Source organism: Streptomyces sp. NPDC060028 (assembly GCF_042736725.1).
GTDB lineage: Bacteria > Actinomycetota > Actinomycetes > Streptomycetales > Streptomycetaceae > Streptomyces.
The window spans coordinates 219,349-230,588 of the sequence record NZ_JBHWVJ010000001.1 but is presented as its reverse complement, the minus strand read 5'-3'; the positions used below and the strand labels follow the sequence as shown (position 1 = coordinate 230,588).

The 11,240-nt window shown below is 71.0% G+C and carries 12 protein-coding genes and 1 pseudogene; 9 read left to right on the top strand and 4 right to left on the bottom strand.

What is annotated here, in order from left to right:
* Window positions 1-224 precede the first annotated feature (224 nt).
* The gene (ndgR, locus tag ACFWBF_RS01100) at window positions 225-941 is read right to left on the bottom strand and encodes an IclR family transcriptional regulator NdgR (protein ID WP_053675064.1); all 717 of its coding nucleotides are present in this window, start codon (window positions 939-941) and stop codon (window positions 225-227) included.
* 119 nt (window positions 942-1,060) lie between these two features.
* Between ndgR and leuC the strand changes: the two genes are divergently transcribed.
* The 4 genes from leuC to ACFWBF_RS01080 all read left to right on the top strand — a co-directional run bounded on the left by leuC (window position 1,061) and on the right by ACFWBF_RS01080 (window position 4,263).
* Window positions 1,061-2,485, top strand: coding sequence for a 3-isopropylmalate dehydratase large subunit (gene leuC / locus ACFWBF_RS01095; protein ID WP_385593142.1), 1,425 nt, complete (start codon window positions 1,061-1,063; stop codon window positions 2,483-2,485).
* A 3-nt stretch (window positions 2,486-2,488) separates the two neighbouring features.
* A complete protein-coding gene (leuD, locus tag ACFWBF_RS01090; protein WP_385593140.1) occupies window positions 2,489-3,082 on the top strand; it encodes a 3-isopropylmalate dehydratase small subunit in 594 nt (197 codons plus the stop codon).
* 137 nt (window positions 3,083-3,219) lie between these two features.
* A complete protein-coding gene (locus tag ACFWBF_RS01085; RefSeq protein WP_008739877.1) occupies window positions 3,220-3,447 on the top strand; it encodes a hypothetical protein in 228 nt (75 codons plus the stop codon).
* A gap of 144 nt (window positions 3,448-3,591) precedes the next feature.
* Entirely contained in the window at window positions 3,592-4,263 is a 672-nt protein-coding gene (locus ACFWBF_RS01080) for an HU family DNA-binding protein (protein ID WP_385593137.1), read from the top strand.
* 279 nt (window positions 4,264-4,542) lie between these two features.
* Here ACFWBF_RS01080 and cofC read toward each other — a convergent pair.
* Window positions 4,543-5,163: pseudogene (gene cofC, locus ACFWBF_RS01075) on the bottom strand (2-phospho-L-lactate guanylyltransferase); the annotation flags it as partial.
* Between the two features lie 219 nt (window positions 5,164-5,382).
* Here cofC and ACFWBF_RS01070 point away from each other — a divergent pair.
* From ACFWBF_RS01070 to ACFWBF_RS01060, 3 genes are read left to right on the top strand one after another with little or no spacing between them, the layout of a single operon-like run.
* Complete coding sequence (locus ACFWBF_RS01070; protein WP_385593132.1) at window positions 5,383-6,135, top strand: lysophospholipid acyltransferase family protein; 753 nt, start codon at window positions 5,383-5,385, stop codon at window positions 6,133-6,135.
* Window positions 6,132-7,142 (top strand): NAD(P)H-dependent glycerol-3-phosphate dehydrogenase, encoded by a 1,011-nt coding sequence (locus ACFWBF_RS01065; protein WP_385593129.1) that lies wholly within the window; start codon window positions 6,132-6,134, stop codon window positions 7,140-7,142. Before ACFWBF_RS01070 ends, ACFWBF_RS01065 begins: the two co-directional genes overlap by 4 nt.
* A gap of 39 nt (window positions 7,143-7,181) precedes the next feature.
* Window positions 7,182-8,339, top strand: coding sequence for a D-alanine--D-alanine ligase family protein (locus tag ACFWBF_RS01060; RefSeq protein ID WP_385593126.1), 1,158 nt, complete (start codon window positions 7,182-7,184; stop codon window positions 8,337-8,339).
* A gap of 89 nt (window positions 8,340-8,428) precedes the next feature.
* Here the strand turns inward: ACFWBF_RS01060 and ACFWBF_RS01055 are convergent, their stop codons facing one another.
* A complete protein-coding gene (locus ACFWBF_RS01055; protein WP_385593124.1) occupies window positions 8,429-8,926 on the bottom strand; it encodes a DUF3515 domain-containing protein in 498 nt (165 codons plus the stop codon).
* A gap of 23 nt (window positions 8,927-8,949) precedes the next feature.
* On the bottom strand, window positions 8,950-9,183 hold the full coding sequence (locus ACFWBF_RS01050; protein ID WP_214947835.1) for an Lrp/AsnC ligand binding domain-containing protein: 234 nt from the start codon (window positions 9,181-9,183) through the stop codon (window positions 8,950-8,952).
* 245 nt (window positions 9,184-9,428) lie between these two features.
* On the opposite strand from ACFWBF_RS01050, the gene ACFWBF_RS01045 reads away from it, so the two are divergent.
* Complete coding sequence (locus ACFWBF_RS01045; RefSeq protein WP_385593121.1) at window positions 9,429-10,412, top strand: thiamine-phosphate kinase; 984 nt, start codon at window positions 9,429-9,431, stop codon at window positions 10,410-10,412.
* Window positions 10,409-11,209 carry a bifunctional hydroxymethylpyrimidine kinase/phosphomethylpyrimidine kinase gene (thiD, locus tag ACFWBF_RS01040; RefSeq protein WP_385593118.1) on the top strand — a complete coding sequence of 267 codons (801 nt, stop codon included), beginning with the start codon at window positions 10,409-10,411 and terminating at the stop codon, window positions 11,207-11,209. The genes ACFWBF_RS01045 and thiD overlap by 4 nt, the downstream gene beginning before the upstream one ends.
* The last annotated feature ends 31 nt before the right edge of the window (window positions 11,210-11,240 follow it).

Genomic DNA, 11,240 nt, shown 5'->3' with positions numbered 1-11,240 from the left:
TAGCACGCCGCCCTCTCAAGGCGGTAGCGCCGGTTCGAATCCGGTCGGGGGTACGCACGGAAGAGGCCCTTCGCGATCATCGCGGAGGGCCTCTTCGCTGTGTACCGCCCCGGACGGTCGGCCCGGACAAGTACGGACCCGGAGGCGCGTGTTCGGACGTGTGCGGCGTCGTACGCGCCCCCGGGCCCGGGGGAGTGGTGGGAGGTCGGTCAGGCCGGTGGGGCTCAGCCGGTGCGGCGCAGGGCCTCCGAGAGCCGGGCGGCCGCGTCGATGACGGCCTGGGCGTGCATCCGGCCCGGGTGTCGGGTCAGGCGCTCGATCGGCCCCGAGACCGACACGGAGGCCACCACGCGGTTCGAGGGCCCGCGCACCGGCGCCGAGACGGAGGCCACGCCGGGCTCCCGCTCGCCGATCGACTGCGCCCAGCCGCGGCGGCGTACGCCCGACAGGGCCGTCGCCGTGAAGCGCGCGCCCTGCAGCCCGCGGTGGAGCCGCTCGGGCTCCTCCCAGGCCATCAGGATCTGCGCCGCCGAGCCGGCCTTCATCGGGAGCGTGGAGCCCACCGGGACGGTGTCCCGCAGGCCCGACAGCCGCTCGGCGGCCGCCACGCAGATGCGCATGTCGCCCTGACGCCGGTAGAGCTGCGCGCTCTCGCCCGTCACGTCCCGGAGGTGGGTGAGCACCGGTCCGGCCGTGGCCAGCAGGCGGTCCTCGCCGGCCGCGGCGGCGAGCTCCGCCAGCCGCGGTCCGAGGATGAACCGGCCCTGCATGTCCCTCGCCACCATCCGGTGGTGTTCCAGTGCCACGGCAAGGCGATGTGCCGTGGGTCGTGCGAGCCCTGTCGCCGCGACCAGCCCGGCGAGGGTGGCCGGACCGGACTCCAGTGCGCTCAATACCAGAGCTGCCTTGTCGAGAACGCCGACGCCGCTAGAGTTGTCCATGAAACGATATTCACGTCTCACACTGTGAAACGCAAGTTCAATTTTTCCAAGAACCAGCGAGTCTGTATGTACGGGTCCACGAACCACTGGGTCCGGGACGGTGAGCTGGAGGGAAAGCGATGGGTAGGACACTCGCGGAGAAGGTCTGGGACGACCATGTCGTCCGGCGCGCCGAGGGCGAGCCCGACCTTCTCTTCATCGATCTGCACCTGCTGCACGAGGTGACCAGCCCGCAGGCCTTCGAGGGCCTGCGCCAGGCCGGCCGCAAGGTCCGACGCCTCGACCTCACCATCGCGACCGAAGACCACAACACCCCCACCATCGACATCGACAAGCCGATCGCGGACCCGGTCTCCCGGGCACAGCTGGAGACGCTGCGCGCGAACTGCGCGGAGTTCGGCGTCCGCCTCCACCCGCTGGGCGACGTCGAGCAGGGCGTCGTCCACGTCGTGGGACCGCAGCTGGGTCTGACCCAGCCGGGCACCACGGTGGTCTGCGGCGACTCCCACACCTCCACGCACGGCGCGTTCGGCGCGCTGGCCTTCGGCATCGGCACCAGCCAGGTCGAGCACGTCCTGGCCACCCAGACGCTGCCGCTGGCCCGGCCGAAGACGATGGCGATCACCGTCACCGGCGCGCTGGCCGAGGGCGTCACCGCCAAGGACCTGATCCTGGCGATCATCGCCAAGATCGGTACCGGCGGCGGCCAGGGCTACATCCTGGAGTACCGAGGCGAGGCCGTCGAGAAGCTCTCGATGGAAGCCCGCATGACCATCTGCAACATGTCGATCGAGGCCGGCGCCCGCGCGGGCATGATCGCCCCCGACCAGACCACCTTCGACTACCTGGAGGGCCGCGACCACGCCCCGACGGGCGAGGACTGGGACGCGGCGGTCGCGTACTGGAAGACCCTGCGCACCGACGACGACGCGGTCTTCGACGCCGAGGTCCTCATCGACGGCACCACGCTGTCGCCGTTCGTCACCTGGGGCACCAACCCGGGCCAGGGCGCGCCCCTGTCCGCCACCGTCCCCGACCCGGCTTCGTACGAGGATGCATCGGAGCGCCACGCCGCCGAAAAGGCCCTGGAATACATGGGGTTGACGGCCGGACAGCCGCTGCGCGACATCAAGGTCGACACCGTCTTCGTAGGTTCCTGCACCAACGGCCGCATCGAGGACCTGCGGGCCGTGGCAGGGGTCATCGGCGGCCGCAAAGTCGCCGACGGCGTACGGATGCTGGTCGTACCCGGCTCCGTCCGCGTGGCCCTCCAGGCCGTGGAAGAGGGCCTGGACAAGGTCTTCAAGGAGGCCGGCGCCGAATGGCGGCACGCGGGCTGCTCGATGTGTCTGGGCATGAACCCCGACCAACTGGCGCCGGGTGAGCGCTCCGCGTCCACCTCCAACCGCAACTTCGAGGGCCGCCAGGGCAAGGGCGGGCGCACCCACCTGGTCTCCCCGCAGGTCGCGGCCGCCACCGCGGTACTGGGCCACTTGGCCTCTCCCGCCGACCTGACCGAAGCCACCGCGACCGCCGGAGTCTGAACCATGGAAGCCTTCACCACCCACACCGGCCGGGCCGTCCCGCTGCGCCGCTCCAACGTCGACACCGACCAGATCATCCCCGCCCACTGGCTGAAGAAGATCACCCGCGACGGTTTCGAGGACGGTCTCTTCGAGGCCTGGCGCAAGGACCCGCAGTTCATCACCAACCAGCCCGAGCGCGCGGGGGCGACCGTCCTGGTCGCCGGCCCCGACTTCGGCACCGGCTCCTCCCGTGAACACGCCGTCTGGGCCCTGCAGAACTTCGGGTTCAAGACGGTCATCTCCTCGCGGTTCGCCGACATCTTCCGCGGCAACTCGCTGAAGAACGGGCTGCTGACCGTCGTCCTGCCCCAGGAGGCCGTCGAGCAGCTGTTGAAGCTGACCGAGGCCGACCCCACCGCCGAGATCACGGTCGACCTCGTCGCCCGCCAGGTCCGAGCCGAAGGCATCAACGCCGAGTTCGAACTCGACGACAACGCGCGGTGGAGGCTGCTGGAGGGTCTGGACGACATCTCCCTCACCCTTCAGAACGAAGCGGACATCGCCACCTACGAAAGCACCCGGCCGGTCTTCAAGCCGAGCACGATTCAGGCTTGATTCCTGCCTGATCAGCGCTTATTCGCCCTCGGGTGATCACATCGGCAACACTGTGCCCCCTGCCTTCCGGCAGGGGGCACAGCCGTTTGTTGAGGCCCCGTGAGGCGACAACTCGCCCCAGATGGCACAATCTGTGCATGGAACGCGACAGTCAACTCGAGCTCTACGAACTCGTCGCGGACCGGTTGAAAGAAGCACACACAAGGGTGCGCACGCTGCAAGTCCCGGAGGGCGTAAGGATGGCGCTGTCCCGGAAGCTGTTGGTCGTCACGGCCGCGGCGAAGCACGATCTCGCCGATGCGGCAAGGCGCCTGGACAGGTTGATGAAGGACCTCGACGAGGGTCGATTCCCTGAAGGCGACTGATGCGAAGGAACTCCGTAACGGTCTAAAGCGTTGCGGCACTAGGGTGATTAGCCCGTTTCGTGTTTGATTTGCGGTATATATCCGCCTAACGTGCGAAATAAGCTTGAACACATTCGTTCTGGCGAAGTCTCCGAAGGGGAAGACGTGAACAAGGCGCAGCTCGTAGAAGCGATTGCCGACAAGGTGGGCGGCCGCCAGCAGGCCGCGGACGCTGTCGACGCGGTACTGGACGCCATCGTCCGCGCGACCGTCGCGGGCGACCGGGTCTCGGTCACGGGCTTCGGCTCGTTCGAGAAGGTCGACCGCCCGGCCCGTTACGCCCGCAACCCCCAGACGGGAGAGCGCGTCCGGGTCAAGAAGACCTCGGTTCCCCGCTTCCGCGCGGGCCAGGGCTTCAAGGACCTGGTCGCCGGCACCAAGAAGCTCCCCAAGGGCGGCGAGGTCTCGGTGAAGAAGGCGCCCAAGGGCAGCCTCACCGGTGGCGCTTCCGCGACGGTCAAGAAGGCCGCGGCCAAGAAGGCCACCACCGCCAAGAAGGCGGCGGCGAAGACCGCGGTCGCCAAGAAGGTCACGGCCAAGAAGACCACCGCGACCGCGAAGAAGGCCGTCGCCAAGACCGCCGTGGCGAAGAAGGCCACCCCGGCTGCGAAGAAGGCCACGGTCAAGAAGGCCGCCGCGACCGCGAAGAAGACCACCGCGACCGCCAAGAAGACGGCCCCGGCCGCCAAGAAGGCCACCGCGAAGACCACGGCGCCCGCCAAGAAGACGGCGACGCGCAAGGCCACCGCGAAGAAGGCCACCGCCCGCAAGAAGTAGGGGCGCGAGTCACACGCGCCGGGCCGGCTTCCCCTGGAGGGGGAAGCCGGCCCGCGGTGCGTTCATCGAGGCTCAGAAGGTCTGCAGCGTGACCAGGGTGATCCGCAGGCCCGCGCCCTCGCCGTCCGTCTCGATCCGGACCCGCTGGCCCGGCCGCAGCAGCCGCAGGCCGCCCGCGTCGAAGGCAGGGGCCTCGAAGGGCACCGGGGTGCCGTCGTCCAGCAGCACACTGCCGCTGCGGGTCTGGGAGTCGTACGTGTACGCGGTCGCCTGCATACGGGAACTGTATCGGGCCGTGTGACGCCCCACACCAAGGGCGAGGGCCGTCCTCAGGTCCGCACCCGTGTCCACGTCGCGGCGCACGCTGTCGACGCCCGCCAGAGCCATTTCCACCGCCCCCGAGGCCGAATGCCGGGCCCGGGACGGGCCGCCGAACGAGGGGGCCAATTCCACGTCCGGAGCAGCGGAAAGCAGCGTCGTCCCGATTCCCGCCGCATCCGCCAGGAATGCCCGGGGAAATACCGCCGCGGCATCGAGCACGCGGAGCAGTTCGGGCGGCCGCAGCGCCGGCAGGTCCGCGTTCATCGCGGCCACCGCCGCCCGCGGCCGGGCCGCGCGTATCGCCCGCGCCCCGTGGACCAGCGCCGCGTTGAGCCCGCCGCCCGGCGCGTCCGGCACGATCCGCGCTCCCAGCCGGGCCAGTTCCGCACCGGCCGCCGCGTCGTCCGTGACGACCACCACATCCGCGACCGCCGCGCAGGCCAGCGCCCCCGCCACGGTGTCCTGCGCGAACGCCAGCGCGAGTCCCGGGCGCCAGGCGCCGACGGCCTCCGCGAGCCGGCTCTTGGCCAACGCCAAGGGCTTCAGCGGGACCACCAGACTCCAGGCGGCGTTCGTCACGGACCCCTACCCTCCGGTCGCTCTCACACATGCCCGGGCCATGGTCGGGTCATGGCCGGGTCACGCGTCGGGCCATTGTCGCTCCCGGCCGGTCGACCCGGGGTCCCGGTGCCCTGAGCGGGGCGTACCGTGTTCTCGACAGAGACCGGACCCGGGGCGACACTTGTCCGGCCCCGAGGGTGCCCCAGCCGCACACCGGTCCTAGAGGAAGGTGTCCGAGTGTCCCGCCGCAGAATCGGCTTCTGGTACCGCCTGGCGGCGGTCATCGCAAAACCGCCGCTGGTAGTGCTCTTCAAGCGGGACTGGCGGGGAATGGATCACATTCCTGCCGACGGCGGATTCATCACCGCCGTCAATCACAACTCGTATCTGGACCCGCTCTCCTACGCGCACTTCCAGTACAACAGCGGCCGGGTGCCCCGATTGCTCGCCAAGGCGGGCCTCTTCAAGGTCCCCATTGTCGGTGCCATCCTCCGCGGATCCGGGCAGATCCCCGTCTACCGGGAGTCCACCAACGCCCTGGACGCATTCCGGGCCGCCGTGGACGCCATCGAGCGCGGCGAATGCGTGGCCTTTTACCCGGAAGGCACCCTCACCCGCGACCCCGACCTGTGGCCGATGGCCGGCAAGACCGGCGCCGCCCGCGTGGCGCTGATGACAAAGGCCCCCGTCATCCCGGTGGCCCAGTGGGGCGCCCATCTCGCGATGCCGCCGTACGCCAAGGAGAACAAGGTCAGCCTGTTCCCGCGCAAGACCCTCCAGGTCCTCGCCGGACCGCCCGTGGACCTCTCCGAGTTCTACGACCTGGACCCCACCCCGGAGGTCCTCAAGGAGGTCACCGAGGTCATCATGGCGGCCATCACCGGGCTGCTGGAGGAACTGCGGGGCGAAACCGCGCCCGCGCAGCCGTACGACCACCGCAAGGCCAGGGCCGAACAGCGGCGCAAGGCCGCGGGGGAGGGCAAGAAGTGACACGTCCCGTGAAGGCGACCGTCTTCGGAACCGGATCCTGGGGCACGGCCTTCGCCATCGTGCTCGCCGACGCCGGCTGCGAGGTGACCCTCTGGGGCCGCCGCCAGGAGCTGGTCGACGCCATCAACACCGGCAGGACCAACCCGGACTACTTCCCGGACGTCCAACTCCCCGCGAACATCCGCGCCACCACCGACCCCGCCGAGGCCGCCGCCGGCGCCGACTTCACCGTCCTCGCCATTCCCTCCCAGACCCTGCGCGAGAACCTCGCGGCCTGGGCGCCCCTGCTGGCCCCCGACACGGTCCTCGTCTCCCTCATGAAGGGAATCGAACTCGGCACCGCCAAGCGGATGAGCGAGGTCATCGAGGAGGTCGGGAAGGTCCCCGCCGAGCGGATCGCGGTCGTCACCGGCCCCAACCTGGCCGGCGAGATCGCCGCCCGGCAGCCCGCCGCCTCCGTGGTCGCCTGCGTCGACGAGGCCGTGGCCCGGCGCCTCCAGGCCGCCTGCCACACCCCGTACTTCCGCCCGTACACGAGCACCGACGTCATCGGCTGCGAACTCGGCGGCGCCGTCAAGAACGTCATCGGCCTCGCCGTGGGCATCGCGGACGGCATGGGCCTGGGCGACAACACCAAGGGCTCCCTCATCACCCGCGGTCTCGCCGAAGCGACCCGCCTGGGCCTGGCGATGGGCGCCGACCCGCTCACCTTCTCGGGCCTCGCGGGCCTCGGCGACCTGGTCGCCACCTGCTCCTCGCCGCTCTCCCGGAACCACACCTTCGGCACCAACCTCGGCCGGGGGATGACCCTGGAGGAGACCATCGCGGTCACCAAGCAGACCGCGGAGGGCGTCAAGTCCTGCCAGTCGGTGGCCGATCTCGCCCGGCGCCACGGGGTCGACATGCCGATCACGGACACCGTCGTCGACATCGTCCACCACGGCAAGCCGACGCTGGTCGCGCTCAAGGAACTGATGGGACGCAGCGCCAAACCGGAACGGCGCTGAGTCCTTTCCGGACGCGTGAGCGGGTACTCTCGTGGCGATATGAGCAGCGAGAACCTCCCCCAGACCCCTGAGCAGCAGGGCCGCAAGCCCCGCGTGGCCGTCGTGTTCGGCGGCCGCAGCTCGGAACACGCCATCTCGGTCGTCACGGCGGGCGCCGTGCTGCGCTCCATCGACCGCTCCAAGTACGAGGTGCTGCCCATCGGCATCACCACGGACGGCCGGTGGGCACTGACCGCCGACGAGCCCGCGCGGATGGCCATCGCCGACCGCAAGCTCCCGAGCGTCGAGGAGCTCGCCGACTCCGCCGAGGGCGCCGTCGTCCTCTCGGTCGACCCCGCCAGCCGCGAGGTCGTCTACACCGAGCCGGGAGCCGTCCCCAAGGCCCTGGGCGAGGTCGACGTCGTCTTCCCGGTGCTGCACGGCCCCTACGGCGAGGACGGCACCCTCCAGGGCCTCCTGGAGCTCTCCGGGATCCCGTACGTCGGCTCGGGCGTCCTCGCCTCGGCCGTCGGCCAGGACAAGGACTACATGAAGCGGGTGTTCACGTCCTTCGGGCTGCGCGTCGGCCCGTACGTGACCATCCGCCCCCGCGAGTGGGAAGCCGACCGGGACGCCGTCCAGGCGAAGATCGTCGACTTCGCCGGGGAGCACGGCTGGCCGCTCTTCGTCAAGCCCGCCCGGGCCGGCTCCTCCATCGGCATCACCAAGGTCGACGACGTCTCCGGCCTGGACGCGGCGATCCGCGAAGCCCGCCGCCACGACCCGAAGATCATCGTGGAGGCGCTGCTGCGCGGCCGCGAGATCGAGTGCGGCGTCCTGGAGTTCGAGGACGGCCCGCGCGCGAGCGTGCCCGCCGAGATCCCGCCGGTCTCCAGCCACGACTTCTACGACTTCGAGGCGAAGTACATCGACTCCGCCTCCGGGATCGTGCCCGCGCCGCTCACCCCCGAGCAGACCGCCGAGGTGCAGCGGCTCGCGATCGAAGCCTTCGAGGCCGCGTCCTGCGAGGGCCTGGTGCGCGCCGACTTCTTCCTCACGGAGGACGGCACCTTCGTCATCAACGAGATCAACACCATGCCGGGCTTCACCCCCATCTCCATGTACCCGCGGATGTGGCAGGAGTCGGGCATCGAGTACCAGGAGCTGGTGGACCGCCTGATCCAGGCCGCCCTGCGCCGCTCCACCGGGCTCCGCTAGCCGTTCCCCCAGGGGAGCAACGCCGACCGCCCGCCGGGACATCCCGGCGGGCGGCGGTGTGCGCGGTGCGAGCGGGTCCGAGCGGGACCTCAGTACGACGAGATCCCCACGGGTACGGTCTTGGCGATGGCGGCGGACAGCCCGACGAGCATCCCGGCATCCGTGGCATGCTCCTTGTCGACCCGGACCTCCGTGTACGCCAGCCGCGCCCCGGTGGTGAACCGGAACCCCCCGCCGTCGCCCAGCTTCTCCAGCAGCCAGCCGACACCGTTGACCTCGACGCCGTCCTGCTTCGGATCCCACATCTTCTCGGGCTTGGGGATACCGCACCGCAGTACGATCGCCGAGCCGCCCCAAGCGGCGGTCAAGTCGGACTCCGGTTCCACCGGGGTCCGCGCCAGACCGGCCACCGTCTCCGGGAGCTCCTTGTGCAGCGCCGCGCAGAGCCCCGCGACATCGGCGGGCGGCGCGGGCGGCGGAGTCACCCGGGCCTCGGAACCGCCCGAGGTACAGCCCGCGACGGACAGAACGGCAGCCAGTGCGGGCAGTGCGGCGAGCAGACCAAGGGGCCGGTGGTGGAGGGACATCACCGGCCAAGAGTAGACGGGGGCTACAGATGGACCACGGGGCAGGTCAAGGTGCGGGTGATCCCCTCCACCTGCTGGACCTTGGCCACGACCATGCGACCGAGTTCGTCCACGGTGTCGGCCTGGGCGCGCACGATCACGTCGTACGGACCCGTCACGTCCTCGGCCTGGATCACCCCCGCGATCTGGGCGATGGACTCGGCGACGAACGACGCCTTGCCCACCTCGGTCTGGATAAGGATGTACGCCTGTACCACGGAACCTCCAGGGCGGCCACGAGGATCATTTCCCCTAACCTTCGGGTGGGCCCCACACGATCGAAAGGGCCGGGGGAAGAAGGGACGCCACGGTACCGCGTCGTCGAGCGCCGCGGGGAGACCTGCGAGCCCGGCACCGCGCACGGCGGGGCGCACGGAGAGCAGAAGTTGACGTATCTGTTGACGGTACCCAGAGCTGTGACGGCTCGCGACCGCAAGCGGACTGGGCAAGAAGGGGCACAGCGATGAAGGGCACTGTGGGCGAGCTGGGGGAGTTCGGGCTCATTCGGGAGCTCACCTCACGGCTCACCACCACCCCGGCGGTCCGGCTCGGGCCGGGCGACGACGCCGCGGTGGTGTCGGCCCCCGACCGGCGGGTCGTGGCGAGCACCGACATCCTGCTGGAAGGCAGGCACTTCCGGCGCGACTGGTCCACGGCCTACGACGTCGGCCGCAAGGCCGCCGCGCAGAACCTGGCCGACATCGCCGCCATGGGCGCGGTGCCGACCGCGCTCCTCCTCGGCCTCGTCGTCCCGGCCGAGCTGCCGGTCACCTGGCCCACCGAGCTGATGGACGGCATCCGTGACGAATGCCAGGTCGCCGGCGCCGCCGTGGTCGGCGGGGACGTCGTCCGCGGCGACACCATCACCGTCGCCATCACCGCGCTGGGCGACCTGCGCAACCACGAGCCCGTGCTGCGCTCCGGAGCCCAGCCCGGCGACGTCGTGGCCGTCACCGGCTGGCTGGGCTGGTCGGCGGCCGGCTTCGCCGTCCTCTCGCGCGGCTTCCGCTCCCCGCGGGCCTTCGTGGAGGCACACCGGCGGCCCGAGCCCCCGTACCACGCGGGCCCCGCGGCCGCCGGACTCGGCGCCACCGCCATGACCGACGTCAGCGACGGCCTGATCGCCGACCTCGGGCACATCGCCGAGGCCAGCAAGGTGCGGATCGACCTGCGTTCGGCGGCCGTCGACATCCCGACGCAGATGCACGACATCGGGCAGGCCGTCGGCGTGGACCCGCTCCAGTGGGTGCTCACCGGGGGAGAGGACCACGCGATCGTGGCCACCTTCCCGCCCGACGTGAAGCTGCCGGCCCGCTGGAAGGTCATCGGAGAGGTGCAGAACCGCTCCGCACTGCCTCAAGTGACCGTGGACGGCGCCCCCTGGACCAGCAGCGGGGGCTGGGACCACTTCGGCGGCGAGCCGGCCGCCGAGGACCCGCCCCGATGACCGGAGCCCCGCCGCTCTGCCTGACCGTCGCCGGATCCGACTCCGGCGGCGGCGCGGGCATCCAGGCCGACCTCAAGACCATGCTGGCCCTCGGCGTGCACGGGATGAGCGTGCTCACCGCCGTGACCGCCCAGAACTCCCTGGGGGTCACCGGGGTCTGGGAGCTCCCCGCCGACGCCGTGCGGGCCCAGTACAGGGCCGTGGTGGACGACATCGGCGTCCAGGCCGTGAAGACCGGGATGCTGTCCAGCGCCGTGTTGGTGGAGACCGTGGCCGAACTGCTGGCCACGACGGGCGCCCCGGCCGTCGTGGACCCCGTCGGCGTCTCCAAGCACGGGGACGCACTGCTGGCCGCCTCGGCGCTGGACGCCGTACGCAGACGACTGCTGCCGCGGGCCACCGTGGCCACCCCGAACCTCGACGAGGTCGCGCAGCTCACCGGGGTGGTGGTGGAGAGCGAGGACGACATGCGGCGGGCGGCCGACGCGGTCCTCGGCTTCGGGCCGCGGTGGGCGCTGATCAAGGGCGGCCACCTCGCGGCGCACGGGGACGAGGCCGTCGACCTGCTCAGCGACGGCGCCGAAGAGCTGTGGCTGCGCGCCCCCCGGCACGACAACCGGCACACGCACGGCACCGGCTGCACCCTGGCCAGCGCGGTCGCCGCGGGCCTGGCGAAGGGCCTCGCGGTCCCGGAGGCCGTCACGGCGGCCAAGGCCTACGTCACGGGCGCCATCGCCGCGGGCTTCGCGCTGGGCGGCGGCATCGGCCCGGTGGACCACGCCTGGCAGTGGCGCTGAGGACGGATCGCGTTCCGCAAGAGGCCCGGGG

What these genes read in the sequence shown, in the direction of transcription:
- ACFWBF_RS01060 (WP_385593126.1), top strand. Translation starts at nt 7,182, where the DNA reads ATGAGCAGCGAGAACCTCCCCCAGACCCCTGAGCAGCAGGGCCGCAAG.
- leuC (WP_385593142.1), top strand. Translation starts at nt 1,061, where the DNA reads ATGGGTAGGACACTCGCGGAGAAGGTCTGGGACGACCATGTCGTCCGG.
- ACFWBF_RS01055 (WP_385593124.1), bottom strand. Translation starts at nt 8,926, where the DNA reads ATGTCCCTCCACCACCGGCCCCTTGGTCTGCTCGCCGCACTGCCCGCA.
- ndgR (WP_053675064.1), bottom strand. Translation starts at nt 941, where the DNA reads ATGGACAACTCTAGCGGCGTCGGCGTTCTCGACAAGGCAGCTCTGGTA.
- leuD (WP_385593140.1), top strand. Translation starts at nt 2,489, where the DNA reads ATGGAAGCCTTCACCACCCACACCGGCCGGGCCGTCCCGCTGCGCCGC.
- ACFWBF_RS01085 (WP_008739877.1), top strand. Translation starts at nt 3,220, where the DNA reads ATGGAACGCGACAGTCAACTCGAGCTCTACGAACTCGTCGCGGACCGG.
- thiD (WP_385593118.1), top strand. Translation starts at nt 10,409, where the DNA reads ATGACCGGAGCCCCGCCGCTCTGCCTGACCGTCGCCGGATCCGACTCC.
- ACFWBF_RS01045 (WP_385593121.1), top strand. Translation starts at nt 9,429, where the DNA reads ATGAAGGGCACTGTGGGCGAGCTGGGGGAGTTCGGGCTCATTCGGGAG.